This is a genomic window from Rathayibacter sp. VKM Ac-2928 (assembly GCF_022815545.1).
Taxonomy (GTDB): Bacteria; Actinomycetota; Actinomycetes; order Actinomycetales; family Microbacteriaceae; genus Rathayibacter; species Rathayibacter festucae.
The window spans coordinates 1,609,747-1,635,003 of the sequence record NZ_JALGRU010000001.1 but is presented as its reverse complement, the minus strand read 5'-3'; the positions used below and the strand labels follow the sequence as shown (position 1 = coordinate 1,635,003).

Genomic DNA, 25,257 nt, shown 5'->3' with positions numbered 1-25,257 from the left:
GCGGGGAGCGCCTCCTAGAATCGATCTCCGTGATGATCCTCGTCTGCGTGCTGCTGATCGCCAACGCCGTATGGAACGCCGTCGTCTGGCCGCCGTTCCTCCGCCGGGTGCGGAAGGACCCGCGCGCCCGCGACGCCTCGGGCCGCGCAACGACCTTCCTCCGCGTGCACTCGATCCTGATCGGCGTCTCGCTGCTGCTCGCGGCGGTGTCTCTGGTCGTCGGCGTGCTGGGTCTCGTGCAGGGCGCCTGACCCGGCCCCGCTGCCGGCGCCGTGGCGACGCCGCCTCGTGAAGGCGCCGTAGTAGCCTGGCGAGACGCCCCCGTAGCTCAGCGGATAGAGCAGCAGCCTTCTAATCTGACGGTCGCAGGTTCGAGTCCTGCCGGGGGCACTTCCGCGTCACGACGACCGCGGCGATCGCTCCGCCCGCCCGTCGGATCCTCTCCGTCGAGCCCCGTCCGCTCCTGCCACCCGGACGCGGGTCGGCAGGTCCCCCGGACGCGGGCTCGCGGTCCGGGCGGCGCTAGCACAGTGCAGATATCTGAGCAATACCGGCGTGTTTCGCCGCATCGGCCGTTCCGCCCCTCCACCCGCCCCTAGGCTGATCGAGCACCGGAATTACAACGACGTAAGAAACGGAGGTACGACCATGTTGCTCCTCGCCATCCTCGGCGGAATCGCCGTCGCGTGGACGATCATCGCGGCGCCCCTCGCTGTGCTGGTCGGTCGAGTCGCTCGTGCTCGAGATGCGCACGTCTGAGGCGTACGAACTGCACCACGGAGAAGGCCCCGATCGCACTCGCGATCGGGGCCTTCTCTTCTTTCCTGGGACGGCTACTCGGCCGGACGGGTGGTCGCGGCGCTCTGATCGCGCTCGGCCGAGGGCTCGTCCTGCTCCTCCGCGGAGTCCGCCTCCGTGCTCGTGGCGCGCTGTTCGACGGGCGGCAGCTCCTCGACGGGCCGCTCGCGCGACGGGACGTCGAGGCGGTCGACGTCGGCCATGAGTCGGCGCGTTTCGTCGTTGTGCGGTCCGTCGGAGACGGGCGGCAGGACGATGGTCGGCGTCGACGGCCGCTCGAAGGCGGTCGTCGGCTCGCTCGAACCGGCGCCGACGACCACCGGGGTCGCCGCGGCGGGGGCTGTCGGACGGACGGGCTCCGGAGCGCGGTCGGCCGAGCCCTCCGTCGAGCCCGACGTCGACCCGGTGGTCTTCGCGGCCTCGGGGCGCGAGGTCTCCGAGAAGCGCCAGCGCTCGAGGTCAGCGAGGAACGCCTTCCGGGCGCGGTTCGGCTTGTCGCGCCAGAGCACGAGGCGGTCGCGGAACTCGCCGACGCTCGCCTGCGTCTGGTATCCGCCGGTCGACGAGGTGTGCTTGAGGTCGGCGAGCTCGTGCGCGGCCCAGTTGGCGGCGACTCCCGAGCCCTTGACGGGGAGCAGGCGGAGGTGCGTCTCGGCCTGCGCGGCGGCGCGGTCGCTCAGGATGCGCTCGGACTGGCTGAGCACGTTCCAGGCGGAGGCGTCGACCGCGGCATCGATCAGCGTCGCGATGACCGCGTTCTTGCGCTCGTGCTCCTGCTGCCGGATGAGGCGCCCGATCGCCGAGCGGAGGACGAGCGCGGCCACGATCACCCCGATGATCACGGCGAGGAGGACGAGTGCGCCGACGAACACCGACTGGCGCCCTTCGGCCGTCTGGACCCAGGTCACGAATTCGTTCCACCACTGCATGAGCCGAACGTTAGCCCGGGGCCCGGCGGCACACCGGTCAGGCGCGCCGACCCCCGGGGGATCGGCGCGCCGAGCCGGGGCTCAGGCGACCCGGAAGACCTCGACGGCGTCCTCGACGCTCCAGAACTCGCCGATCTCGGCGCCGGCCGGCATGCCCGCGCGCAGCAGCCGGGCGCGGTACTTCTCGCCCTGCGGGCCCTCGACGAGCTCGACGTGGCCGACGATCGAGCCGGCTCCGGTGCTCACGCGCCAGAGGCGGGCGTTCACGCGGGTGAGGGTGGGCGGGACGCGGGTGGCGTGAAGGGTGGTGAGGGACACTGCTTCCTCCTGCTGGTCGTCGAATGCGGGAGCACCCTCCGGCCGAGTGCTCTCGCAGACTACGAGCGACCACCGACATCGCCGCCGGCCCGCGGCGGCCGGTTCGGAGACGTCGGCCGGGAGCGTCAGTTCAGCGACGTCCCGTGCACCGCGAACTCCTCGATCGCGGCGGTCTCCGACTCGGTCAGCGGTCCGGCCTCGAGGGCCGCGACGTTCTGCTCCAGCTGGGCGACGCTCGAGGCGCCGATGATGGCGCTGGTGACCGTCGGCACGCGCAGGACCCAGCTCAGGGCGAGCTGCGCGAGGGTCTGGCCGCGGCCCTCGGCGATCGCGTTCAGACCGCGGGCGCGCTCGAGGTACTTCTCATCGATCCGATCGGAGGAGAGGAAGCGCGAGGTCGCCGCGCGGGAGCCCGCGGGCACCGTGCCGTCGAGGTAGCGGTCGGTCAGCAGGCCCTGCGCGAGCGGCGAGAAGACGATGCAGCCCGTGCCGATCTCGTCGAGGACCGGGAAGAGGCCGTCCTCGATGTGGCGGTCGAAGAGGGAGTAGCGCGGCTGGTGCAGCAGCAGGTGCACGCCGCTGCCGGCCAGGGCGGCCTCGGCGGCGCGGGTCTGCTCCGGGCTGTAGTTCGAGATGCCGACGTAGAGCGCCTTGCCCTGCTCGACGGCCGAGACCAGCGCGCCCATCGTCTCCTCGATCGGCGTCTCGGCGTCGGGGCGGTGCGAGTAGAAGACGTCGACGTAGTCGAGTCCGAGCCGGGTCAGGCTCTGATCGAGCGAGGAGAGCAGGTACTTCCGCGAGCCGCCGTCGCCGTAGGGACCCGGCCACATGTCGTAGCCGGCCTTGCAGGAGATGATCATCTCGTCGCGGTAGGGGCGGAAGTCCTCGGCGAACAGGCGGCCGAACGCGGTCTCGGCGGCGCCGTACGGCGGGCCGTAGTTGTTCGCGAGGTCGAAGTGGGTGATCCCCAGGTCGAACGCGCGGCGCAGGATCGCGCGCTGGATGTCGAGGGGACGGTCGGATCCGAAGTTGTGCCAGAGGCCGAGCGAGAGGGCGGGCAGCTTCAGCCCGCTCCGTCCTGCGCGTCGGTAGTCCATGGCGTCGTAGCGGGCGGGGGCGGCGTCGTAGCTCACGCGCCGACTCTATTCCAGCGCCCGAGCCGTGCGGAATGCGCACAGCCCCGGAGGTGTTGGATCGAGAGACGTGCCCGGCGCCCCGGACGCGTCGATGAGACAGGAAGTGAGTCACACGCAATGCGCACATTCGTACTCGCCGGAGGATGCTTCTGGTGTCTGGACGCCGTCTACCGCGTCCTCGACGGCGTGACCGACGTCGTCTCCGGGTACACCGGCGGATCGACCCCGAACCCCGACTACGAGTCCGTCTGCACGGGCCGCACCGGGCACGCGGAGGCTGTCGCCGTCACCTTCGACCCCGAGGTGATTCCGGAGCAGGTGATCCTCGACGTGTTCTTCACGCTGCACGACCCGCGGCAGCTCAACCGCCAGGGCAACGACGTCGGCACCCAGTACCGCTCGGCGATGTACTACTCCTCCGACGAGGAGAAGGAGCTGTTCGAGGCCGCCCGCGACCGCGCGTCCGAGTGGTGGGACGGCCCCATCGTCACCGAGATCGCGCCGCTGGGTGTGTACCACGAGGCCGAGGACTACCACCAGGACTTCTTCGCCAAGAACCCCGGCCAGGGCTACTGCCTCGCGGTGGCGCTGCCGAAGGTGAACAAGATCCGCAAGTCGTACTCGAAGTACATCCTCGCCTCCTAGCTCTCCTCCCCAGGCGACGATGTCGCCCGGTCTCCACCGAAGGGCCCGCCTCCACCACGGAGGCGGGCCCTTCGTCGCGACACTGTCCCTGCGTCGCCCGGGTGGTTCCGGCCCCCTCCGCCCGGGCGGCGTCCCCGTCGCAGTCGCGTCGGGAGCAGAGGAGCGCCGCCCGTGGCGGCGACCGAGGAGAGGACAGCAGCATGACCGACACCCTGACCGTCATCGGAGTCATCGGCACCGAGCCGCGCAGCGTCGACACGGCGAGCGGCACCGCGATGACGACCTTCCGCCTGGCGTCCGCCCAGCGGCGCTACGACCGCTCCACCCAGCGCTGGGTGGACGGCTCGACCAACTGGTACACCGTGAACGCCTTCAACGGGCTGGCCGGCAACGCCCTGGCCTCGCTCGCGCGCGGCGACCGCGTCCTCGTCACCGGGCGCCTCTCCGTCCGCTCCTGGGAGTCCGGCGGCAAGACGGGGACGGACGTCAGCGTGATCGCCGAGGGCCTCGGCCACGACCTGGCCTGGGGCACGACCCGCTGCACCCGGACGGTCGGGCGGGCGAAGGCGGCAGCGCCCGAGTCGGCCGCGCCGGAGGCGGCCACGAGCGGCGCGAGCGGCTGGAGCCCGGAGGCGCCGGCCGCCGTCGAGGGCGCGACCTCCGCGTCCTCCGGCGGCGACTGGGGCGCAGCGCGCGCCTCCGTGTCGGAGCCGTCCGAGGCCTCGTTAGACTCGGCCGACGCCCCGTTCTGACGCGGCGTTCGGCGCGCGTCCGGCCGCCGCGGGAGGGATTCGAGTGAGCACACGGACCGTCGTCCGCGCCGGCCTGCGAGCGGGAGCGGTGCTCGCGCTGCTGACCGGGATCGCCGGCTGCACGGCGCCCACCGCGCCGCCGGCCGCCGAGAGTCCGTCGGCGTCGGCCGCCCCGTCCACCGAGGAGCCCGCCGCCCCGGTCGCGCTGGTGCCCGGCGGCACCGCAGAGGAGAACCTCCCCTTCTTCCGGGAGACCGTCACCGCCGCCGCCGGCTCCGACCCGGAGACGCCCGGCCGGAGCGTCGTCGACGCCCTCGTGGCCGCCGGCTTCGCGAAGGAGTCGATGCAGCTCACCGCCGACGAGACCTCGGTCGGCCTCGAGGCCGACTCCGTGCAGGTCTCGGTGAAGGCGAGCGATGCCTGCCTCATCGGGCAGTACGGGCCGAAGGTGGACGGCGTCCGCGCGGTCGTCGCCGCGCCGATCGCGACCGGCGCCTGCCTCATCGGCAGCACCGTCCCGCTCGACGGCTGAGCCGACGGCCGGAGCCGGAGCAGCGAGCCGAACGCTCCGCGCGTCCAGCCGGTATCCTCGGTACCGGCCCGGCCTCCGACCTTCCCGCCCGCGCTCCCGCGTGCGGTGGTCGATCACCGGCGACATTCCGGCCGAGGGGCACCCGACGAACGGGACGCCCGCGGCGGAGAGCGGGGCTCCGAGAACGTACGAGCGGTTGAGGGACTGAAGTGGCTGAATACATTTACTCGATGGTGCGCGCCCGCAAGGCGGTCGGCGACAAGCTGATCCTGGACGACGTCACGATGTCGTTCCTGCCCGGGGCGAAGATCGGCGTGGTCGGCCCGAACGGCGCCGGCAAATCGACGATCCTGAAGATCATGGCGGGGCTCGACACCCCGAGCAACGGCGAGGCGCGGCTGAGCCCGGGCTACACCGTCGGCATCCTGATGCAGGAGCCGGAGCTCGACGAGACCAAGACGGTGCTCGAGAACGTCCAGGAGGGCGTCGGCGAGATCAAGGGCAAGATCGACCGCTTCAACGAGATCTCGCTGGCGATGGCCGACCCGGACGCCGACTTCGACACGCTCCTCGCCGAGATGGGCACCCTGCAGGAGGCCATCGACGCCGCCGACGCCTGGGACCTCGACTCCCAGCTCGAGCAGGCGATGGACGCGCTGCGCACCCCGCCGGGGGACTCGCCCGTCACCAGCCTCTCCGGTGGTGAGAAGCGCCGCGTCGCGCTGACCAAGCTCCTGCTGCAGAAGCCCGACCTGCTGCTGCTCGACGAGCCCACCAACCACCTGGACGCCGAGAGCGTGCTCTGGCTCGAGCAGTTCCTCTCCAAGTACCCCGGCGCCGTCCTCGCCGTGACCCACGACCGGTACTTCCTCGACAACGTCGCGGAGTGGATCGCCGAGGTCGACCGCGGTCACCTCTACCCCTACGAGGGTAACTACTCGACCTACCTCGAGAAGAAGAGCGCCCGCCTCGAGGTGCAGGGCAAGAAGGACGCGAAGCTCGCCAAGCGCCTGACCACCGAGCTCGAGTGGGTCCGCAGCAACGCGAAGGGCCGCCAGACCAAGTCGAAGTCGCGCCTCGCGCGCTACGAGGAGATGGCGGCGGAGGCGGAGAAGACGCGCGTCCTCGACTTCGAGGAGATCGTCATCCCGGTCGGCCCGCGACTGGGCTCGCAGGTCATCGACGCGAAGAAGCTGCACAAGTCGTTCGGCGACCGCGTCCTGATCGACGACCTCAGCTTCACCCTGCCGCGCAACGGCATCGTCGGCGTCATCGGCCCGAACGGCGTGGGCAAGACCACGCTCTTCAAGACGATCGTCGGCTTCGAGCCGCTCGACTCGGGCGACCTGAAGATCGGCGACACCGTCGACATCTCCTACGTCGACCAGACCCGCGGCGGCATCGACCCGAACAAGAACCTGTGGGAGGTCGTCTCCGACGGGCACGACTACATCCAGGTCGGCAAGACCGAGATCCCCTCGCGGGCCTACGTCTCGCAGTTCGGCTTCAAGGGCCCGGACCAGCAGAAGCGCGCCGGCATCCTCTCCGGTGGTGAGCGCAACCGCCTCAACCTGGCGCTGACGCTCAAGCAGGGCGGCAACCTGCTCCTGCTCGACGAGCCCACCAACGACCTGGACATCGAGACGCTCGGCAGCCTCGAGAACGCGCTGCTCGAGTTCCCCGGCTGTGCCGTGGTGATCACCCACGATCGCTGGTTCCTCGACCGGATCGCGACGCACATCCTCTCCTATGAGGGCACCGAGGAGGACCCGGCCAACTGGTACTGGTTCGAGGGCAACTTCGAGTCGTACGAGCAGAACAAGATCGAGCGCCTCGGTCCGGACGCGGCGAAGCCGCACCGCTCCGCCTACCGCAAGCTCACCCGCGACTGATGCGCCTGCACGTCGCCATCCCGCTGCGCTGGTCGGACTTCGACGCCTACGCGCACGTCAACAACGCCGAGATGCTGCGCCTGCTCGAGGAGGCGCGCATCCAGGCGTTCTGGCGCCCCGACTCCCCGGAGCCGGGCGGGAGGGCGACGGCGGTGCTCGACGCCCGGCCCGGCGCGCGCACGATCAGCCTGATCGCGCGGCAGGAGATCGAGTACCTCGCACCGATCCCGTACATGCGCGCCCCGCTCGACATCGAGCTGTGGATCGGGCGGATCGGCGGCGCGAGCCTCGAGGTCTGCTACGAGCTGTACTCGCCGATCGGAGTCGAGCCGCGCGTGCTCTACACGAAGGCCGCGACGACGCTCGTCATGGTGACCGCTGCCACGGGTCGCCCGGAGCGCATCCCGGAGGAGCTCCGGGAGGTCTGGGCGCCGTACGTCGAGGAGCCCGTCGCCTTCTCCAAGCGGAGCTGACGCCGTCCCCTCCGGCGGGCGGTCCCGGCGCGAGCCGGACCGCTCAGCCGAGCGGGACGCGGACCATGCCCTCCTGGGCGACGCTCGCCACCAGGCGGCCGTCCCGGGAGTAGATCCGGCCGAGCGAGAGCCCGCGGCCGCCGGAGGCGCTCGGCGACTCCTGCACGTAGAGCAGCCACTCGTCGACGCGCGCGGGGCGGTGCCACCACATCGCGTGGTCGAGGCTCGCGATGCGCAGCCCCGGGGTGATCCAGGCCGCGCCGTGCCGCCGCAGCGTCGACTCGAGGATCGTGTAGTCGCTCGCATAGGCGAGCGCGGCGCGGTGCAGCAGCGCGTCGTCCGGCAGCGGGCCGAGCGCGCGCATCCAGACGCACTGGTGCGCCGTGCGGCTCGGATCGGCGCGGAGATACACCGGCTGCTCGACGTGGCGGACGTCGAACGGCCGCTGAGTGGCCCAGAAGCTGCCGACCGGGTGGTCGACGCCCTTCAGCACCTCGGCGGTGCTCGGCAGCGACTCCGGATCGGGCACGCCCTCCGGCATCGGCGTCTGGTGGTCCAGGCCCTCGTCCTCGGTCTGGAACGACGCGATCATCGAGAGGATCGGCGCCCCGTTCTGATAGGCCTGCGTCCGCCGGGTGGCGAACGAGCGGCCGTCGTGGATCCGGTCGACCGAGAAGGTGATCGGCTGCGAGATGTCGCCCGGGCGGAGGAAGTAGCCGTGCATCGAGTGCACGCTGCGCTCCTCGACGGTGCGGCCGGCGGCGATCAGCGACTGCGCCAGCACCTGGCCGCCGAAGACGCGGCCCTCCGGCATCCACTGCGAGGGCCCGGTGGAGATGTCCTCGCTGGTGCGCGCGCCCGTGTCGACGAGATCGAGGGCGGTGAGGAACGAGGAGAGCGGATCGGACACGGGACCTCCGGGGTGTCTGCCGATCAGGAGAGCGGCCTCGGGTAAGTTTATCGACGCGATGATGTCGTCCTTCTCCCTGGCGGATCCGCCCAGCCTCTCCGATCTGCGCGTGTTCCTCGGCCGGTCCGCGCGTGTCGAGGACGGCGCCGTGCGCCTCCTCGCGCAGGATCGCATCCTGGCCGCGTACACCGCGATCCTCCAGCCGCGCGGCCTGCTCGACCGGTCCTCCACCGTGCTCGGCCTGCGGGTCTTCGCACTCGACGAGCCCACCGCCTTCGACCGCGTGGTGCCGATCCGCGCGCTCTCCGACCGGCTCGCCCGCCTGCAGTGGGAGCCCGGGGGAGCGGACGGCAAGCCGGTCGTGCTGCCCGACGGCGACGACGCCACGGCGGGCGCCTGGGCCGGCATCTCGCCGCCGCGCGGCGGCTGGCAGCGGCGCGAGCCGGTCGACCCGGCGTTCCTCGAGAAGGTCGCCCGCGACGGCATCGACGAGATCGCCGCAGCGGTCGGCTCCGAGACCGGCGAGCAGATCGTCGGCCGCGTGCGCTCCACCGTCTGGGGCCGTCCGCTCGACGGTCTCGAGGACGTGCCCGCCGGCGCCGCCTTCGCGCTGTTTGCGCTCGGCTTCCTCGGCGCCGACGACCCCGTCGCGCTGCTCGAGAGCGGCCAGTGGCGGCGGCTCACCTCGCGGCGCGGGCACGTGCTCGTCCGCACCCCCGCCTGACCCGACGCCGGCGGGAAGCGCCGATGGCTACTCCTCGAAGGTGTTGACCATCGCGTGCGCCGCGCGCTCCAGGTAGTCCCAGAGCATCGCGTCGTCGGCCGGAGCCAGCTTGAGCTCATCGACCGCGACCCGCATGTGCGCGAGCCAGTGGTCGCGCGCCTCCGGGTTCACCTTGAAGGGCTGGTGCCGCATCCGCAGGCGCGGGTGCCCGCGCTCCTCGCTGTAGGTGCCCGGTCCGCCCCAGTACTGCTCGAGGAAGCCGGTGAGCCGCTGGATCGCGCCCTCGAGGTCGTGCTCGGGGTACATCGGCCAGAGGACCTCGTCCTCGCGGACGCCCTCGTAGAAGCGGCGGACGAGGCGCTCGAAGGTCGGTCGCCCGCCGAGGTGCTCCCAGAAGGAGCGCATCGGGGGAGTGCCGCCGATCTGCAGCCCGCTCACGGGCGCGGTCCCGTCTGGGGCGGCACGGAGCCGCCGTCCTGGGGACGCTCGGTGGACTCGGTCGCCTTCGGACGCCGCAGAGCACGCGGCAGGCGCACCGGCTTCCCGTGCTCGGTCGTGACCGTGGCGGTCGGCGTCGTGCGCGGTCCCTTCACGCCGCCGACGCTCGTCGCGCCCTCGAAGCCGCTGAGCACCACCGCGCTGAGCGAGGGCAGCTTGACGTCGAGCGTGTCGAGGGCGCGCTTGAGACGGATGCGGAGCTCGCGCGCGACGTCGTCCTTCGCGGTGGTGCGGGTCTTCAGCACCACGCGGATGACCAGCGCGTCGTCGGCGATCGACTCGAGGCCCCACAGCTCGGGCTTGTCGATGATCCGGGCCCGCCAGCGGCTGCTCGAGGCGAGCTCGTTCGCGGTGCTGAGGATCGTGCTCTGCACCGACTCCAGGTCGGTCTCGTAGGGCACGGCGAGGTCGATGATGACCCGCGACCAGCCCTGCGACATGTTGCCGACGCGGACGATCTCGCCGTTGCGGACGAACCAGAGTGTGCCGTTGACGTCGCGGATCTGGGTGATCCGCACGCCGACGTTCTCGACCACTCCCGTGGCCTGGCCGGTGTCGACGACGTCCCCGACGCCGAGCTGGTCCTCCGCGACCATGAACAGGCCGTTGAGGACGTCCTTGACGATGTTCTGCGCGCCGAAGCCGAGGCCGGCGCCGAGCGCGGCGGTCAGCAGCGCGAAGGAGCCGATCAGAGTGTTGTCGATGGTGTTCACGATCATCACGACGGCGATGACCACGATGAGGATCGAGCTGATGTTGTTGAGGATCGAGCCGAGGGTCCTCGTGCGCTGCACGACCCGGACGGCCGCGAGCGGGGAGGCGGCGATCGCCTGCGTGTCCTCGACCCGCTGGCGCTTCTTCACCCCCGAGACGATCTGGTCGACGACCCGCCCGACGACGAAGTGCGCGATGACGCGGGCGAGCAGGGCGCCGAGCACGATCGCGAGGACGGCGACGCTCTTCCAGAAGAGCTCGGAGTCGAAGAAGGAGATGGTCGCGGCGACGGGGTCTGGGGTGGAGGTCTCGAAGAGCAGCATCCCGTCCAGGTTAGGGGACGCGTGCTGACGAGCTCCGGTGACGCCGGAACGACGCCGAGCGGCGTCCGGGGGATAGATTCGACGAGGGCCTGCCGGGCCCCCGAACTCCGCACCCGAACTCCGCCCCAGGGGAAGGACGCCCGATGCTCCACTCCACCCGGACTCCCGCCGAGAAGCGCCGCCTCTTCCGCGAGCGGCTCGCGACCGGCGAGCTGCTGCAGCTGCCCGGGGCGTTCACCCCGCTGTCGGCGCGGCTGATCGAGGAGAAGGGCTTCGACGGCGTCTACGTCTCGGGCGCGGTGCTGTCGGCCGAGCTCGGTCTGCCGGACATCGGCCTGACCACGCTGAGCGAGGTCGCGGGCCGCGGCCAGCAGATCGCGCGGATGACCGATCTGCCCGTCCTGATCGACGCCGACACCGGCTTCGGCGAGCCCCTCAACGTCGCGCGCACCGTGCAGATGCTCGAGGACGCCGGAGTGACGGCCCTGCACATCGAGGACCAGGTGAACCCCAAGCGCTGCGGACACCTCGACGGGAAGTCCGTCGTCGATGAGAGCACCTCCGTGCGGCGCATCGCCGCCGCGGTCGACGCCCGCCGCGATCCGGGTCTCGTGATCATGGCCCGCACCGACATCCGCGCCCTCGACGGGCTGCAGGCCGCGATCGACCGGGCGAAGCGCCTCGTCGACGCCGGCGCCGACGCGATCTTCCCCGAGGCGATGCGCGACCTCAGCGAGTTCGAGGCCGTCCGCGCCGCGATCGACGTCCCGGTGCTGGCGAACATGACCGAGTTCGGCAAGAGCGAGCTCTTCACGACGCAGCAGCTCGCCGACGTCGGGGTGAACATAGTGATCTACCCGGTGTCGCTGCTCCGCATCGCGATGGGCGCGGCGATGCGCGCGCTCGACGCGCTGAAGGCGGAGGGCTCGCTGCAGTCCGAGGTCGCGGGGATGCAGACCCGGGCCGAGCTCTACGAGCTGCTCGACTACTCGTCCTACAGCCGCTTCGACGAGGGCGTCTTCGACTTCAGCCTCGCCGGCCACCACGGCGCCTGAGCCACGACCCACCCCGGCGGCTCCGGCCGCCGATCCGATCGCGAAGGAGCGAGCGATGAGCACCACCGAGCAGGACATCCGCAAGGGACTCGTGGGGGTCGTCGTCGACACCACGGCGATCTCGAAGGTCGACCCGGAGTCGAACTCGCTGCTGTACCGCGGCTATCCGGTGCAGGAGCTGGCGGCGTCCTGCTCCTTCGAGGAGGTGTCCTGGCTGCTGTGGAAGGGCGAGCTGCCGACTCCGGCCGAGACCGAGGAGCTCCGCGCCTTCGAGCGCGCGCACCGGGAGCCGGCGCCGGAGGTGCGCGCGGTGGTCGAGCTGCTGCCGGTGACGGCGCATCCGATGGACGTCGTCCGCACCGCGGTCAGCGTGCTGGGCGCGCTCGAGACGGACCCCGAGGACGAGTCGCCGGAGGCGGTCCTGGAGCGCTCAATGCGGCTCTGGGCGGTGCTGCCCGCCGTCGTCGCCGCGATCCAGCGCCGCCGGCACGGGCAGGAGTCGATCGCCGCGCGCGACGATCTCGACTACTCGGAGAACTTCCTCTGGATGACCTTCGGCGAGCTGCCCGACCCGGTGGTCGTCGATGCCTTCCGGGTGTCGCTCGTGCTGTACGCCGAGCACTCGTTCAACGCCTCGACGTTCACGGCTCGCGTGGTCACATCGACGCTCTCGGACGTGCACTCCGCCGTGACGGCGGCGGTCGGCGCGCTGAAGGGGCCGCTGCACGGCGGCGCGAACGAGGCCGTTCTGCACGTCTTCGACGAGATCGGCCTCGGGCCGGAGGCGGGTCCCCGCGCGCGGGCCTGGCTGGCGGAGGCGCTCGGGGCGAAGCGCAAGGTGATGGGCTTCGGCCACCGCGTGTACAAGTCGGGCGACTCGCGCGTGCCGACGATGGAGGCGGCGCTCCGCCGGGTCGCCGACCAGGCCGGGGCGGACGACATGCTCGAGCTCTACGACGCGCTGGCCGCCGAGATGGCCGAGCGCACGGGCATCCTGCCGAACCTCGACTACCCGTCCGGTCCGGCCTACCGCCTGATGGGCTTCGACACCGAGCTCTTCACGCCGCTCTTCGTCGCGGCCCGCGTCGTCGGCTGGACCGCGCACGTCCTCGAGCAGCGCGCCTCGAACGCGCTCATCCGCCCGCTGTCCGCGTACGACGGCCCGGCCCGCCGCGCGGTTCCGGAGCGCTGACCCCCCCGCATCTCGCTGTCCTGCGGAGCCGGCGCGGCCGACGCGGTTCCCAGTGCGCGCTGCGCGCGCCTCGCATGCTGGTCGAGTAGCCGCGCAGCGGCGTATCGAGACCCGCCCTCCTGGTGGCGGTGGATCTCGATACGCGCGCTGCGCGCGCTACTCGATCAGCAGGGCCGGCGCGCTCAGAGCGCCGCGTCGCGCTCCTGCGCGCGCAGGGCGCGCTCGACGCCGGCCAGGTTCTCGATCACGAGGCGGCGCAGCGCCGGCACGTCGGGGTTCGCGTCGAGCCACGCGCGGGTGGCGTCGACGATCGCCGGCGTCGGCGTCGCCGCCGGGTAGAAGCCGACGACGAGGTACTCCGCGATCTTGTAGCTCTTCGCGTCCCACAGCGAGCGGAGGGCGTCGAAGTACACCGGCACCATCGCCTCGAGGACGGCGGGGTCGCTGGTGTGCTGGAAGCCGAGACCCGTCGCACGCACGATGGTGTTCGGCGCCGAGTCGTCGAGCGTCACCGAGTCCCAGGCCGCGCGCTTCGCCTCCGCCGTCGGGATCGCCGCGCGGGCGTTCGCCGCGGACTGCGCTCCCGTCGCGGTGTTGTCGGCCGCGAGGGCCGCGTCGATGTCCGAGGCGTCCGCCCGTCCGCCGGCCACGAGCGCGATCAGCAGCTCCCAGGAGAGGTCGGTGTCGATCTCGAGCCCCGACAGCGTCGTGGTCCCGTCGCGCAGCGCCTGCACCGCGTCCAGGTGCGCGGGCGTCGTGGCGACGGCGGCGAGCACCTTCACGAACTGGAACTGCGCGTCGCTGCCGGCCTCGGCGCCCTGCGCCAGCGTCCACAGCCGGTCGCCCACCTCCGCGAGGACCTCGTCGCGGTGCTCCGGCGCGACGTACTGCGAGGCGGTGCTCACGAGCTGGCCGAGGACCGTGCGCAGCGTCGTCGACTCGGTCTCGGTCGCGATGTTGCCGAGCACGAGGCGGACGAAGTCGCGCGGCGCCGACTCGGCGTCGCGGGTCGCGTCCCAGACCGAGCCCCAGACCAGCGAGCGCGCGAGCGGGCTGCTGATGCTCGCGAGGTGCTCGATCGCGACGGCGAGCGAGGCGTCGTCCAGCCGGATCTTCGCGTAGGCGAGGTCGTCGTCGTTGAGCAGCACCAGCGCGGGGCGGGTGCGGCCGATCAGCTCGGGCACCTCGGTGCGCTCGCCGTCCACGTCGAGCTCGAGGCGGTCGATGCGCACGAGGCGGTCGCCCTCGAAGTCGTAGAGGCCGATCGCGAGGCGGTGCGGGCGGATCGTCGGGTAGTCGGCGACCGCGCTCTGCAGGATCGCGAACGAGGCGATGGCGCCCTCCTCGTCGACCACGATCTCGGGGCGGAGCGTGTTCACGCCGGCCGTCTCGAGCCACTGCGCCGACCACTCGGTCAGGTCGCGGCCGCTGGTCGCCTCGAGCTCGACCAGCAGGTCGCGCAGCTCGGTGTTCGAGAACGCGTGCTTCAGGAAGTACTCGTGCACGCCGGCGAGGAACTCCTTCTCGCCGACCCAGGCCACCAGCTGCTTGAGCACCGAGGCGCCCTTGGCGTAGGTGATGCCGTCGAAGTTGACCTGGACGTCCTCGAGGTCGTTGATCGTCGCGACGATCGGGTGCGTCGAGGGCAGCTGGTCCTGGCGGTAGGCCCAGCTCTTCTCCATCGCGGCGAAGGTGGTCCAGGCCTCGGTCCACTCGGTCGCCTCGGCCGTCGCGAGGGTGGAGGCGTACTCGGCGAACGACTCGTTCAGCCAGAGGTCGTTCCACCACTTCATGGTCACCAGGTCGCCGAACCACATGTGCGCGAGCTCGTGCAGGATCGTGACGACCCGGCGCTCCTTGACCGCGTCGGTCACCTTCGAGCGGAAGACGTAGGTCTCGGTGAAGGTGACCGCTCCCGCGTTCTCCATCGCGCCGGCGTTGAACTCCGGCACGAAGAGCTGGTCGTACTTCGCGAACGGGTACGGCACCCCGAACTTCTCCTCGTAGAAGGCGAAGCCCTGCTTGGTCTTCTCGAAGACGTAGTCCGCGTCGAGGAACGGCGCGAGCGAGGCGCGGGCGAAGACGCCGAGCGGCACGGTGCGGCCGTCGGAGGAGACCAGCGAGTCGGTCTCGACGACGTAGGGGCCCGCGATGAGCGCGGTGATGTAGGAGGAGATCCGCGGGGTGGGCTCGAAGCTCCAGGTCGCGACGCCGTCACCGGCCGGGACCGGCTCGGGGGTCGGCTGGTTCGAGACGACCTGCCAGGCGGCGGGCGCGGTCACCGTGAAGGAGAAGGCGGCCTTGAGGTCGGGCTGCTCGAACACCGCGAAGACGCGGCGCGAGTCCGGGACCTCGAACTGCGAGTAGAGGTAGACCTCGCCGTCGACCGGGTCGACGAAGCGGTGCAGGCCCTCGCCCGTGTTCGTGTAGAGCGCGTCGGCGTCCACGCGCAGTACGTTCTCGGCGGCCAGCGAGTCGAGGCGGATCCGCACGCCGTCGGCGACGTCGGCCGGGTCCAGCTCGACGCCGTTCAGCGTGACCGAGTGCACGGTCTTCGTGATCGCGTCGATGAAGGAGGAGGACCCCTCCGTCGCGGTGAAGCGCACGGTCGTGGTGCTGCGGAAGGTCTCGGCCCCCCGCGTCAGGTCGAGGGCGACGTCGTAGGCGTCGACCTGGATCAGCGAGGCGCGCTCCTGCGCTTCGCTCCGGGTGAGGTTGTCTCCAGGCACAGGGTGCTCCATCCGTTCGTCTCGGCGCTGCCGCTTCGGCGCCGGGGTGCGGGCGCCACCGATCCACCCTAGGGCCGCGCCGCACCCGCGCACCCGAGAGGCGCCGAGAGGCGTAGCGTTGCCTCATGACCGCCGTTGACTTCTGGTTCGATCCCTCCTGCCCCTGGGCCTGGATGACCTCCCGCTTCGTGGACGAGGTGACGGAGGGGCGCGACCTCGACGTCACCTGGCACATCATGAGCCTCGCCGTGCTCAACGAGGACCAGGACGTGAGCGACGACTACCGCGCGTTCTTCCCGCGCGCCCTGCGCTACACCCGCCTCGTCGCCGCCGTCGGCGAGCGCGAGGGCCAGGAGAAGGTCAAGCCGCTCTACGACGCACTGGGCACGCGGATCCACAACGGCGGCCGCACGGACGTCGACGCGATCATCGCCGAGTCGCTCGCCGAGGTCGGCCTCGACGCGAGCCTCGCCGCCTTCGCCGACACCGACGAGTACGACGAGCCGATGCGCGCCTCGCACTTCGACGGCATCGGCCGGGTCGGCCAGGACGTCGGCACGCCGGTCATCGCGATCGGCGACATCGCCTTCTTCGGACCGGTCATCTCGCCGATCCCGCGTGGCGAGCAGGCGCTCTCGCTCTGGGACGGCCTCGTCGCCGTGGCCTCGTACGACGGCTTCTTCGAGCTCAAGCGCTCGCGCACCCGCGACCCGATCTTCGACTGAGCCGCGATCCGCGTCGGCGACCCGGTCCTCGGCTGAGGACCGGGCCGCCGCGCGAGCGGTACCCTGACTCCCGGCCCCAGATCCACGGGCCACGAACGGCTTTCCGGAGGACGAGCGCGTGCGCATCCACATCGCAACGGACCACGCCGGGCTGGACTTCAGCCGGCACCTGATCGAGCACCTCGGTGCCGCCGGCCACGACGTGGTCGACCACGGCCCCACCTCGTACGACCCGCTCGACGACTACCCCTCGTTCTGCATCAACGCGGCCGCCGCGGTCGTGCGCGACCAGGAGGCCGGCGTCGAGGCGCTCGGCATCGTCTTCGGCGGCTCGGGCAACGGCGAGCAGATCGCGGCCAACAAGGTCGCGGGCGTCCGCGCCGCGCTGGTCTGGAGCCTCAGCACCGCGGTGCTCGCCCGGCAGCACAACGACGCCAACGTGATCTCGATCGGAGCGCGCCAGCACTCGGTCGAGGAGGCGACGGACTTCATCGACGCCTTCGTCGCCGAGCCGTTCTCCTTCGAGGAGCGCCATGTGCGCCGCATCGCGCAGCTCGCGGAGTACGAGGCCACGGGCGACATCGCCGGCCGCACGGTCGACTCCGCCGCGAGCGGTCGCTAGGTGCCCGAGGGCCACTCCGTCCACCGCATCGCGCTGCAGTTCGAGCGCGACATCGTCGGCCACTCCGTCGCGACGAGCAGCCCGCAGGGACGCTTCGTCGAGGGCGCCGCGCTGCTGGACGGCCGCACCGTGCTCGAGTCGACCGCGGTCGGCAAGCACCTGCTGCTGCGCTTCGAGGGCGACGCGACGCTGCACGTGCACCTCGGCCTCTACGGCGCCTGGGACTTCCTCGGCCACGTCTCGCCGCTGTTCGACGACGGCAAGGCGGGCAGCAGCATCGGCGCCCCGCGCCGCCGCCGGGCCGTCCGGCTCTCCGAGACCGAGCACGAGACCGACAGCGATCTCGAGGAGTTCCCGCCGCCGCCGATCGGCGCCGTGCGCGTGCGCATCCAGACGGAGGAGACGGTCGCCGACCTGCGCGGCCCGACCGCCTGCGAGGTGATGGACGACGCGCAGGTGGAGGCGCTGCTCGCCCGGCTCGGTCCGGACCCCGCGGCGGACGACTCCGACGAGGCCCGCGATCGCTTCGTGAACCGCCTGCGCAAGACGGCCACGCCGGTGGGGCTCGTGCTGATGGACCAGTCGGTCGTCAGCGGGATCGGCAACATCTACCGAGCCGAGCTGCTCTACCGCGCCGGACTCGACCCGCATACGCCGGGCAAGCTGGTGCCGCTCGAGCTCGCGCGCGAGCTCTGGGCCGACTGGGCGCTCCTGCTCGAGGACGGCATCCGGACCGGGATGATGATCACCCGCCGCGGCCTGACGAAGACGCAGCGCTCCGCCGCCGTGCGCAGCCGGGCCGAGCGCAACTACGTCTACAAGCGCGAGGGACTGCCCTGCCGGGTCTGCGGCACGAACGTCCTCCTCGAGGAGATCGGTGCACGCAAGCTCTACTGGTGCCCGGTGTGCCAGTCGTGACCGCCTGAACCGCTCGTGATGAGCGACGACCGAGAGGACCCCGTGACCCCGAGCCTGCTCCTGCGCACCGCGCGGCTCCTCGGCCGCGACGAGCCGGTGTCCGTGCTGCTCCGCGACGGCCGGATCGAGGCGATCGCTCCGGACGGCGCTCTCGACGGCACCAGGACGGGCGACGCCGAGGTGCGCGACCTCGACGGCCGCTGGCTGCTGCCCGGGCTCTGGGACGAGCACGTGCACTTCTCCCAGTGGTCGATGACCGCGCCCCGCCTGGACGTCTCGACGGCGCGGTCGGCGGCGGAGGCGGTGGAGGCGGTCCGTGCGCGGCTGGCCCAGGCGCCGGACTCGCCGGCGACCCTCGTCGGCTTCGGCTTCCGCGACGGGCTCTGGCCCGACCTGCCGACGACGGCGCTGCTCGACGCGGTGGCGCCGGAGCGACCGGTGGTCCTGGTCAGTGGCGATCTGCACTGCGCCTGGGTGAACTCCGCGGCGCTGCGCCGCTACGGCTTCCCCGCGCAGGACGACATCCTTCGGGAGGAGCCCTGCTTCCGCCTCGTCACGGCGCTCGGTGCGCTGAGCGACGACGAGCTCGACGAGCTGGCCGACGAGGCGGCGCGCCGCGCGGCAGCCCGCGGCGTGGTCGGCGTCGTCGACCTCGAGATGCGCTGGAACGCGGGGGACTGGACGCGGCGGATCGCCCGCGGCACCCGCTCCCTGCGCGTCGACATCGGCGTCTACCGCGACCACCTCGACCGGGCGATCGCGGAGGGCCTGCGCACCGGGGACGAGGTCGAGGGCGGTGAGGGCCTGCTCCGGATGGGTCCGCTCAAGGTGCTGATCGACGGCTCGCTGAACACCCGGACCGCGTACTGCGTGCACCCGTACGCCGGGCACGAGGGCAGCGGCGTCCTCACCGTGGACCCCGCGGAGCTCGACGAGCTGCTCGCGCGGGCGGCCGCGGCGGGTATCCGGCCGACGGTCCACGCGATCGGCGACGCGGCCGCGACGGTCGCGCTCGACGCCCTGGCCAAGGTCGGCGGCGGCCGCATCGAGCACGCGCAGCTGCTCTCCGACGCCGACCTCCCGCGCTTCGCCGGGCTCGGCGTCGTCGCGGGAGTGCAGCCGGCACATGCGCTGGACGACCGGGAGGTCGCCGACCGCTACTGGGAGGGCCGGACCGGCCGGGCCTTCGCGCTGCGCTCGCTGATCGACTCCGGAGCGACGGTCGTGCTCGGCTCGGACGCCCCGGTGGCGCCGCTCGACCCCTGGGTGGCGATCGCCGCCGCCGTCTCCCGCGCCCGGGACGGCGACGAGCCGTGGCACCCCGAGCAGCGGGTCACGGTCGCGGAGGCGCTCGTCGCGTCGACCCGCACCCGGCGGCTCGCTCCGCAGGGGGGAGACGTCGCCGACCTGGTCGTCGTCGAGCGCGACCCGCTCGCCTCCGACGGCGAGCAGCTGCGCTCGATGCCGGTCGCCGCGACACTGCTCGCCGGACGCGTCACGCACGAGGTCTGACCGGATCGTGAACGACGGACGGCCCGCCGGATCCGAGGATCCGACGGGCCGTCGCGGCGTGGGAGGCGCGTGCTCAGCTCTCGCTGACGTGCGCGAACAGGAACCAGCGGTCCTTCTCGAGGCCGCGGCCGATCTCGATCGCGACGTCCTGGCTGCTCGCGTCGATGTCGGCGAGCTCGGCGATCGCGGTGTTGACCGTGGTGATCGCGACGTCCATCAGGCCGATGACCTCGACGATGGCGTTCTCGGAGCGCTGGAAGCCCGGAGTGAGCGGCGCGGTCTGCGTGGCCGACGCGACGGTCTGGATGCGGGCGTCGACGGGGAGGCCGAGGGCGACGACGCGCTCGGCGGCCACGTCGGCCCACTCGATCGCGTGGCCGACGACGACGTCGAGCAGCTCGTGCACGCCGATGAAGTTGGCGCCGCGCACGTGCCAGTGCGCCTGCTTGCTGTTGACGGCCAGGGCGGTCATCTCGACGACGACCGGGCTGAGGAACTGGGCGACTCCGGATGCGACATCCGGGTTCGACGAGGTGAGCGACGCGACGGATGCAGTGGACATCGTCTGTTCCTTTCGAGAGGGGGTGACTGATCGTCAACACTACGCCGCAGCCCAGTGTTCGCAAGGAAGTGCAGGCTCGGCTAAGGCGGGAGAAGGGGAGCCTGGCCTGTGCCGGCCAGGCACGTGCGGTGGGCTTCCGAGACGGAACCGGGGGTCAGCCCCCGCATCGCCGCGAAGGGTCGCCGGTACCCTCGAGAGGATGTCCGCGCGTTCGCGAGGACCGGTGGAGGAGGCTCGCGTGCCCGCAGCGCCGACCGCCCTCGGTGAGGCCTCCGCGGCGTACCTCCGGCTCTGGCGCGAGCTGCCCCGCGAGGCCCTGTCGCTCCTGCTCGCCGTCCCACTGGCGCTGGCGGGTGCGTTCGCGACCGGAGTCGCCCTCGCCCTGGGCCTCGGCCTGATCGGCGTGCTGATCGGCGCGGTCTTCCTCCCGCTGGCACTGCACACCGCCCGGGGCTTCGCTCGGGCGACCCGAGCGCTCGACCGGCTCGCCGGCCGCCCGCGGATCGAGGAACCACAGTGGCGGCGTCCGCCCGCCTCGGTCGCGCCCGCCACCTTCGCCCTCTACGGCCCGGTCGTCGACGGGCACTACTGGCTCGCGCTGCTGCACACGCTCGTCGTGGCGCCGCTGCTCGCGCTCGTCTTCGCCGCGGTCCTCGGGCTCTGGAGCTGGGCCGGCCTCGGCTCGCTGACGGCGCTGCTCGCCGGCGACTCCTCGGTGATCGTCCGGCTCGTCTCCGGGCAGTCGAGCGCAGTCCTCGGCGTTGCCGGGCCGCCCACGGCCTTCCTGGTGCTGGCCGATGTCGCGCTCGTCGTCCTGTTCCTCGCGACGCTGCCGTTCGTCACCCGCGGGCTCACCCTCGCGCGATTCCTGGTCGATCGGCTGCTGCTCGGGCCCTGGGGCTCGGAGGCGCTGCAGCGCGAGGTCGCGGAGCTCAGCGTCTCCCGCGGTGCGGCGGTCGCCGCCGAGGACCGGGCGCTGCGCCGGCTCGAGCGCGACATCCACGACGGTCCGCAGCAGCGGCTGATCCGGGTGCAGATGGACCTCGGATCGGCTCTCAACCGGGTGCGCTCCGATCCCGACTCGGCGGCGGCGCTGATCGACGAGGCGCGCGAGCACGTCCGCTCGGCGCTCGACGAGCTGCGCGCGCTCTCCCGGGGAGTCGCGCCGCCGATCTTGCAGGACCGGGGCTTCACCGCTGCGGTGCATTCGCTGGCGGTCATGAGCCCGGTGCCCGTCGAGGTGCTGGTCGAGCATCCGGTGACGGAGGTGCCGCCCGAGGTCGAGCGCAGCGTCTACTTCGTCGTCGCCGAGCTGCTCGCGAACGCGTCGAAGCACGCGTCGGCCCGCTCGATCCGCGTGCACCTCGACGTGCGGGGGACGGGCGGACCGGAGCGCTGGTTGGACGTCTGGGTCGTCGACGACGGCGTCGGCGGCGCCTCGCCCCTGCCCGGTCACGGTCTCGAGGGGGTCGCCGGGCGCGTCAGCGGGCTGCGCGGGCTGTTCACCGTCGATTCGCCCCCGGGCGGCCCGACCACGGTGGGCGTGCACGTGCCGTTCCTGCCCGCACCGCCGCCCGCCCTATCCTGAGGGCGTGCCGCCCGCCTCACCGATCCGTGTCGCCCTCGCCGAGGACTCCGTCCTCCTGCGCGAGGGCCTGGTCCGACTGTTCGAGGACGCCGGCTTCTCCGTCGTCGGAGCCCACGGCGACGCCGAGGGGCTGCTCGCGGCCGTCGCCGCGGAGCCGTCCTCGGTGGACGTGGCCGTGCTCGACGTCCGCATGCCGCCCACCTTCCGCGACGAGGGCGTCCGCGCGGCCCTCGACCTCCGGCGCCTGCACCCGCGGATCGCCGTGCTCCTGCTCAGCCAGTACGTCGAGGTGACCTACGCGCACGAGCTGCTCGGCTCGGGCGAGGGCGGCATGGGCTATCTGCTCAAGGACCGCGTCGCCTCGGTGGAGGAGCTGCGCGACGCCGTCGAGCGCGTCGCGGCGGGCGGGACTGTGCTCGATCCGCAGGTCGTCGCCTCGCTGCTCCAGCGCAACCGCGACCCGCTGGCGCTCCTGACCCCGCGCGAGCGCGAGGTGCTCGAGGCGATGGCCGAGGGGCGCACGAACGCCGGCATCGCCGCCGCGCTCTTCATCGGCGTCGGCGCGGTCGAGAAGAACGTCACCTCGATCTTCCAGAAGCTCGGACTCGAGGACTCCGGCTCGGACCACCGCCGCGTGCTCGCGGTGCTGGCCTGGCTCCGCGCCGCGCGCTGAGCCGGCCGAGTAGTCGCACCGCGTCTCGCCGGTGAGGCCCCTCCATGCTGGTCGAGTAGCCCCGCAGGGGCGTATCAAGACCCACCGCCGTCAGCTGGGCGGCTCTGCAGACCCTTGCTCTGACGCTGGTGGATCTCGATACGCCCGCTCCGCGGGTTACTCGATCAGCATGCCTGCCGTCACGGCGATGCGATCTGCCGAGATGCGCCCGCAATCATGCTGGTCGAGTAGCCCCGAAGGGGCGTATCGAGACCCACCGTCGTCAGCAGGTCGGGTCTGCAGACTCCGGTCCTGACGCTGGTGGATCTCGATACGCCCGCTGCGCGGGCTGCTCGATCAGCATCGGCCTCCGACGCGGAAGAGACAGTCCCGACGCCTACTTCAGCGCCGTCCGCTCCGTGTCGTAGAGCGCCTTGACCTGGTCGGCGGTGAGGGCCTTGTCCCAGACCCGGATCTTCGCGAAGGTGCCCTTCGCGTAGTTGCCGGGGCCCGAGGTGAGCTCGACCGCGCCGACCGTGAAGTCGCCGGCGTTCGGGTTCAGGCCCTCGGTGAAGAGGTACGGGTTCTTCGCGTAGGTCGCGCCCTTGTTGTCGACGAAGCGCGGGTAGGCGACCGAGGTGCCGTCCAGGTAGGAGACCGCGTAGGTGCCGTCGTAGGTGCCGACGTGCAGCTGCCAGGTGTTCCGAGTGAACGTGTTCCCCGAGGCCGAGTAGTCGCGGGAGTACGGATAGCCGGGGGTCGGGCCGCCGGTCCGCGAGACGTGGAAGGCCGATCGCTCGTCACCGCCGTAGAGGCCGAGGTCGTAGAAGAGGCCGTAGGAGCGGCCCGCGCGCTCACCGTGCTCGTTCCAGGCGCCGGCGACGTAGCCGGTGCTGTCGTCGGTCATGTAGACCCAGCTCGCGACGGTGACCGCGTTGCCCGTGGCGCCGATCGTCAGGCGACCCGCCGACTCCTGCGGCACCCGGAGGAAGCTCGACCCGGTCATCGAGATCCCGGAGCCCCAGGGCGTCGACGTGGCCGTGGCCTTGGTCTTGCCCGCCTGGAGCAGCGGCAGGTCGTTCGCCGTGGAGTAGTACGGCGCGGCCGACTGGGTGAAGTCCCACTGCGCGAGCGGCGCCGGAACGCCGGGCACGGTGGGGGGAGTGGTGGGCGTCGCCGTGGGGGTCGGCGTCGCGGTCGGGGTGGCCGTAGGGGTCGCGGTCGGTGTCGCGGTGGCGGTCGGCGTCGCCGTGGGCGTCGGAGTCCTCGTCGGGGTCGCGGTGGGCGTCGGAGTCGCGGTCGGCGGCGTCGTCGGTGCCGTGGCCGAGACGGTCAGCGCGATCGAGCCGCTGCTGCCGATGTTGCCGGCGGCGTCGCGGGCCTTGGCGATGATCACGTGCGAGGTCACGGCGAGGCTCGAGGTGGTGAGCGACCAGTCGCCGGAGGCCTGCTGCACGGCGTTCCCGACCCGGGTGGAGCCGGACCAGAAGGAGAGAGCGGTGACTCCGACGTCGTCCGACGCGGTGGCGACGAGCGTCACGGTCCGCGGGACGGTGCTCCCCGTGGCGGGCGAGGTGATGCGCGCGGTCGGCTTCGTCGTGTCGGGCTTCGGCGAGCCCGTGGCGGTCGGCGTGGCGCTGGGGCTCGGCGCGGTCGTCGGGCTCGCGGTCGGCGAGGGAGTGGTCGTCGCGGTGGGCGTCGCCGACGGGACCGGGGTCTGCGTGGGGGAGGGACTCGTCGTCGGAACGGGGGTCGAGCCGGTGTTCTGCACGGTGACGCGCGTGGCGGCACTGTTGCCGATGTTCCCCGCCGCGTCCTTGCCCTTGGCCACGAAGACGTGCGAGCCCTCGGTCAGCGTCCGGGTGTCGAGCGGCAGAGACCAGACGCCCGCCTGCACGGTGGCGTAGCCCAGACGGCGGGTGCCCTCCCAGAACGAGAGCTGAGTGGTCCCGACCGCGTCCGTCGCCGTCGCCTTCAGGGAGATCGTCCCCGAGACCGTCGATCCGCTCGTCGGAGCGGTGATGCTCACAACCGGCTTCACCGTGTCGGCGGCGGCGCTCGCCGAGCTGCCCGGCGCGGTGGCCACCATCGGCACCAGGAGGAGGGCTGCGAGCGCTCCCATGATCGTCGCCCGTGCGGTACGTCGTCGCATTGCCGTCCCCTTGTTCCGTCGGTCACGGAAATCCCCCCGGACCGGGGTCAGCCTAAGTCGTGCCGCCTCCTCCGCGCGTGCCCCGGACGGGGACAGATCGTGGTCAGGGTCCGACGACCGGCCAGGATCGCCGCCCGGGCGGTGCCCGACGCCCCTGCGACACTGGGATCCGGCGACCGCGAAGTCCGCCGAGGAGGAGGACCGATCGCATGGCACCAGGAGCGCACCCGGACGCCCGCTTGATCGCTCTGCCGAGCGGATCCCCGGTCGTCGCCGACTCGGCCTGGGTGGCCCCGGGCGCGACCCTCGTCGGGGCGGTGGAGCTGGAGGAGGAGTCGAGCGTCTGGTACGGCGCCGTCCTCCGCGCGGAGAAGGCGCGCATCCGGATCGGCCGCGGCAGCAACCTGCAGGACGGCGTGATCGTGCACGTGGACGAGGGCTTCGACGCGACACTCGGCTCGGGTGTCTCGGTCGGGCACAACGCCGTGCTGCACGGCTGCACCCTCGAGTCCGACGTGCTCGTCGGGATGAACGCGACCGTCCTGAACGGGGCGGTGATCGGCTCCGGGTCGCTCGTCGCCGCCGGCGCAGTGGTGCTCGAGGGCACCGTCGTGCCGCCGGGCTCCCTCGTCGCGGGCGTTCCGGCGAAGGTGCGCCGCGAGCTGTCCGAGCAGGAGCGGGACGGGATCCGCCGCAACGCCGCGTCGTACCTCGACCTGGCCGAGCTGCATCGGGGAGCGGCCGGCGCCGGGACCGACTGAGGCGGTCAGGGAGCGCCAGGAGCCCGATCGGCGCCAGAAGTTCCCGCCTCTGCGGTGAGCGTCTCTATCGTTCGGGAACAGGTTCCGCCGTGGCACTCCGGTGTGCGGTCGCCGCCCTCGGATCGACGGCTCGCCGATCGATCGG

Annotated in this window: 25 protein-coding genes and 1 tRNA gene; 17 read left to right on the top strand and 9 right to left on the bottom strand. The window is 72.1% G+C overall.

What is annotated here, in order from left to right:
• Window positions 1-32 precede the first annotated feature (32 nt).
• Together MT350_RS07535 and MT350_RS07530 are read left to right on the top strand one after the other, a co-directional pair.
• Window positions 33-251 carry an SCO4848 family membrane protein gene (locus MT350_RS07535; RefSeq protein WP_243599297.1) on the top strand — a complete coding sequence of 73 codons (219 nt, stop codon included), beginning with the start codon at window positions 33-35 and terminating at the stop codon, window positions 249-251.
• A 66-nt stretch (window positions 252-317) separates the two neighbouring features.
• Window positions 318-390: transfer RNA gene (locus MT350_RS07530), tRNA-Arg, on the top strand.
• Between the two features lie 443 nt (window positions 391-833).
• Here the strand turns inward: MT350_RS07530 and MT350_RS07525 are convergent.
• The 3 genes from MT350_RS07525 to MT350_RS07515 all read right to left on the bottom strand — a co-directional run bounded on the left by MT350_RS07525 (window position 834) and on the right by MT350_RS07515 (window position 3,178).
• Entirely contained in the window at window positions 834-1,706 is an 873-nt protein-coding gene (locus MT350_RS07525; protein WP_243599149.1) for a hypothetical protein, read from the bottom strand.
• Between the two features lie 102 nt (window positions 1,707-1,808).
• Window positions 1,809-2,045: a hypothetical protein gene (locus tag MT350_RS07520; RefSeq protein ID WP_123445777.1), complete on the bottom strand. Its 237-nt coding sequence runs from the start codon at window positions 2,043-2,045 to the stop codon at window positions 1,809-1,811.
• Between the two features lie 125 nt (window positions 2,046-2,170).
• Window positions 2,171-3,178, bottom strand: coding sequence for an aldo/keto reductase (locus tag MT350_RS07515; RefSeq protein WP_243615615.1), 1,008 nt, complete (start codon window positions 3,176-3,178; stop codon window positions 2,171-2,173).
• 120 nt (window positions 3,179-3,298) lie between these two features.
• Here MT350_RS07515 and msrA point away from each other — a divergent pair, with 120 nt between their 5' ends.
• The 5 genes from msrA (at window position 3,299) to MT350_RS07490 (ending at window position 7,475) form a co-directional block, all read left to right on the top strand.
• Window positions 3,299-3,826, top strand: a complete 528-nt coding sequence (gene msrA / locus MT350_RS07510) for a peptide-methionine (S)-S-oxide reductase MsrA (RefSeq protein WP_243599151.1) — start codon at window positions 3,299-3,301, stop codon at window positions 3,824-3,826.
• Between the two features lie 200 nt (window positions 3,827-4,026).
• Window positions 4,027-4,578, top strand: a complete 552-nt coding sequence (locus tag MT350_RS07505; RefSeq protein WP_243599152.1) for a single-stranded DNA-binding protein — start codon at window positions 4,027-4,029, stop codon at window positions 4,576-4,578.
• Window positions 4,579-4,621: 43 nt separating this feature from the next.
• Window positions 4,622-5,110: a hypothetical protein gene (locus MT350_RS07500; protein WP_127886448.1), complete on the top strand. Its 489-nt coding sequence runs from the start codon at window positions 4,622-4,624 to the stop codon at window positions 5,108-5,110.
• 209 nt (window positions 5,111-5,319) lie between these two features.
• On the top strand, window positions 5,320-7,002 hold the full coding sequence (gene ettA / locus MT350_RS07495; protein ID WP_123445782.1) for an energy-dependent translational throttle protein EttA: 1,683 nt from the start codon (window positions 5,320-5,322) through the stop codon (window positions 7,000-7,002).
• Window positions 7,002-7,475, top strand: coding sequence for a thioesterase family protein (locus MT350_RS07490; RefSeq protein WP_243599153.1), 474 nt, complete (start codon window positions 7,002-7,004; stop codon window positions 7,473-7,475). Before ettA ends, MT350_RS07490 begins: the two co-directional genes overlap by 1 nt.
• 43 nt (window positions 7,476-7,518) lie before the next feature.
• Here MT350_RS07490 and MT350_RS07485 read toward each other — a convergent pair whose 3' ends face one another.
• Complete coding sequence (locus MT350_RS07485) at window positions 7,519-8,385, bottom strand: acyl-CoA thioesterase II (protein WP_243599154.1); 867 nt, start codon at window positions 8,383-8,385, stop codon at window positions 7,519-7,521.
• A gap of 61 nt (window positions 8,386-8,446) precedes the next feature.
• Between MT350_RS07485 and MT350_RS07480 the strand changes: the two genes are divergently transcribed.
• On the top strand, window positions 8,447-9,109 hold the full coding sequence (locus MT350_RS07480; protein WP_308197316.1) for a hypothetical protein: 663 nt from the start codon (window positions 8,447-8,449) through the stop codon (window positions 9,107-9,109).
• Between the two features lie 27 nt (window positions 9,110-9,136).
• Here the strand turns inward: MT350_RS07480 and MT350_RS07475 are convergent, their stop codons facing one another.
• On the bottom strand, window positions 9,137-9,514 hold the full coding sequence (locus tag MT350_RS07475; RefSeq protein ID WP_243599298.1) for a globin: 378 nt from the start codon (window positions 9,512-9,514) through the stop codon (window positions 9,137-9,139).
• Window positions 9,515-9,543: 29 nt separating this feature from the next.
• Window positions 9,544-10,644, bottom strand: coding sequence for a mechanosensitive ion channel family protein (locus tag MT350_RS07470; protein WP_243599155.1), 1,101 nt, complete (start codon window positions 10,642-10,644; stop codon window positions 9,544-9,546).
• 143 nt (window positions 10,645-10,787) lie between these two features.
• On the opposite strand from MT350_RS07470, the gene prpB reads away from it, so the two are divergent.
• Window positions 10,788-11,699, top strand: coding sequence for a methylisocitrate lyase (prpB, locus tag MT350_RS07465; RefSeq protein ID WP_243599156.1), 912 nt, complete (start codon window positions 10,788-10,790; stop codon window positions 11,697-11,699).
• Window positions 11,700-11,754: 55 nt separating this feature from the next.
• A complete protein-coding gene (locus MT350_RS07460) occupies window positions 11,755-12,891 on the top strand; it encodes a bifunctional 2-methylcitrate synthase/citrate synthase (RefSeq protein ID WP_243599157.1) in 1,137 nt (378 codons plus the stop codon).
• Between the two features lie 182 nt (window positions 12,892-13,073).
• On the opposite strand, the gene pepN is transcribed toward MT350_RS07460, so the two are convergent.
• Window positions 13,074-15,620 (bottom strand): aminopeptidase N, encoded by a 2,547-nt coding sequence (pepN, locus tag MT350_RS07455; protein WP_243599158.1) that lies wholly within the window; start codon window positions 15,618-15,620, stop codon window positions 13,074-13,076.
• Window positions 15,621-15,745: 125 nt separating this feature from the next.
• On the opposite strand from pepN, the gene MT350_RS07450 reads away from it, so the two are divergent.
• The 4 genes from MT350_RS07450 to MT350_RS07435 all read left to right on the top strand — a co-directional run bounded on the left by MT350_RS07450 (window position 15,746) and on the right by MT350_RS07435 (window position 19,397).
• The gene (locus MT350_RS07450) at window positions 15,746-16,345 is read left to right on the top strand and encodes a DsbA family protein (RefSeq protein WP_243599159.1); all 600 of its coding nucleotides are present in this window, start codon (window positions 15,746-15,748) and stop codon (window positions 16,343-16,345) included.
• Window positions 16,346-16,463: 118 nt separating this feature from the next.
• Window positions 16,464-16,967 carry a ribose-5-phosphate isomerase gene (locus tag MT350_RS07445; RefSeq protein ID WP_127886453.1) on the top strand — a complete coding sequence of 168 codons (504 nt, stop codon included), beginning with the start codon at window positions 16,464-16,466 and terminating at the stop codon, window positions 16,965-16,967.
• Window positions 16,968-17,885, top strand: coding sequence for an Fpg/Nei family DNA glycosylase (locus tag MT350_RS07440; RefSeq protein ID WP_243599160.1), 918 nt, complete (start codon window positions 16,968-16,970; stop codon window positions 17,883-17,885).
• An 18-nt stretch (window positions 17,886-17,903) separates the two neighbouring features.
• Complete coding sequence (locus tag MT350_RS07435) at window positions 17,904-19,397, top strand: amidohydrolase (protein WP_243599161.1); 1,494 nt, start codon at window positions 17,904-17,906, stop codon at window positions 19,395-19,397.
• Between the two features lie 73 nt (window positions 19,398-19,470).
• Here MT350_RS07435 and MT350_RS07430 read toward each other — a convergent pair whose 3' ends face one another.
• Window positions 19,471-19,959 (bottom strand): Dps family protein, encoded by a 489-nt coding sequence (locus tag MT350_RS07430; protein WP_243615614.1) that lies wholly within the window; start codon window positions 19,957-19,959, stop codon window positions 19,471-19,473.
• A 238-nt stretch (window positions 19,960-20,197) separates the two neighbouring features.
• Here MT350_RS07430 and MT350_RS07425 point away from each other — a divergent pair, with 238 nt between their 5' ends.
• On the top strand, window positions 20,198-21,547 hold the full coding sequence (locus tag MT350_RS07425) for a sensor domain-containing protein (protein ID WP_243599163.1): 1,350 nt from the start codon (window positions 20,198-20,200) through the stop codon (window positions 21,545-21,547).
• Window positions 21,548-21,551: 4 nt separating this feature from the next.
• Window positions 21,552-22,220, top strand: a complete 669-nt coding sequence (locus MT350_RS07420) for a response regulator transcription factor (RefSeq protein WP_123703482.1) — start codon at window positions 21,552-21,554, stop codon at window positions 22,218-22,220.
• Between the two features lie 376 nt (window positions 22,221-22,596).
• Here the strand turns inward: MT350_RS07420 and MT350_RS07415 are convergent, their stop codons facing one another.
• On the bottom strand, window positions 22,597-24,351 hold the full coding sequence (locus MT350_RS07415; protein WP_243599164.1) for an Ig-like domain-containing protein: 1,755 nt from the start codon (window positions 24,349-24,351) through the stop codon (window positions 22,597-22,599).
• 209 nt (window positions 24,352-24,560) lie between these two features.
• On the opposite strand from MT350_RS07415, the gene MT350_RS07410 reads away from it, so the two are divergent.
• On the top strand, window positions 24,561-25,112 hold the full coding sequence (locus MT350_RS07410; protein WP_243599165.1) for a gamma carbonic anhydrase family protein: 552 nt from the start codon (window positions 24,561-24,563) through the stop codon (window positions 25,110-25,112).
• The last annotated feature ends 145 nt before the right edge of the window (window positions 25,113-25,257 follow it).

Bases quoted from the DNA above. Each gene is read 5' to 3' on its own strand.
- MT350_RS07415 (WP_243599164.1), bottom strand. From the start codon at position 24,351: ATGCGACGACGTACCGCACGGGCGACGATCATGGGAGCGCTCGCAGCC.
- MT350_RS07505 (WP_243599152.1), top strand. From the start codon at position 4,027: ATGACCGACACCCTGACCGTCATCGGAGTCATCGGCACCGAGCCGCGC.
- MT350_RS07480 (WP_308197316.1), top strand. From the start codon at position 8,447: ATGTCGTCCTTCTCCCTGGCGGATCCGCCCAGCCTCTCCGATCTGCGC.
- msrA (WP_243599151.1), top strand. From the start codon at position 3,299: ATGCGCACATTCGTACTCGCCGGAGGATGCTTCTGGTGTCTGGACGCC.
- MT350_RS07475 (WP_243599298.1), bottom strand. From the start codon at position 9,514: ATGCGCTCCTTCTGGGAGCACCTCGGCGGGCGACCGACCTTCGAGCGC.
- MT350_RS07410 (WP_243599165.1), top strand. From the start codon at position 24,561: ATGGCACCAGGAGCGCACCCGGACGCCCGCTTGATCGCTCTGCCGAGC.
- MT350_RS07430 (WP_243615614.1), bottom strand. From the start codon at position 19,959: ATGTCCACTGCATCCGTCGCGTCGCTCACCTCGTCGAACCCGGATGTC.
- MT350_RS07460 (WP_243599157.1), top strand. From the start codon at position 11,755: ATGAGCACCACCGAGCAGGACATCCGCAAGGGACTCGTGGGGGTCGTC.
- MT350_RS07435 (WP_243599161.1), top strand. From the start codon at position 17,904: ATGAGCGACGACCGAGAGGACCCCGTGACCCCGAGCCTGCTCCTGCGC.
- MT350_RS07470 (WP_243599155.1), bottom strand. From the start codon at position 10,644: ATGCTGCTCTTCGAGACCTCCACCCCAGACCCCGTCGCCGCGACCATC.
- MT350_RS07535 (WP_243599297.1), top strand. From the start codon at position 33: ATGATCCTCGTCTGCGTGCTGCTGATCGCCAACGCCGTATGGAACGCC.
- prpB (WP_243599156.1), top strand. From the start codon at position 10,788: ATGCTCCACTCCACCCGGACTCCCGCCGAGAAGCGCCGCCTCTTCCGC.
- MT350_RS07490 (WP_243599153.1), top strand. From the start codon at position 7,002: ATGCGCCTGCACGTCGCCATCCCGCTGCGCTGGTCGGACTTCGACGCC.
- MT350_RS07450 (WP_243599159.1), top strand. From the start codon at position 15,746: ATGACCGCCGTTGACTTCTGGTTCGATCCCTCCTGCCCCTGGGCCTGG.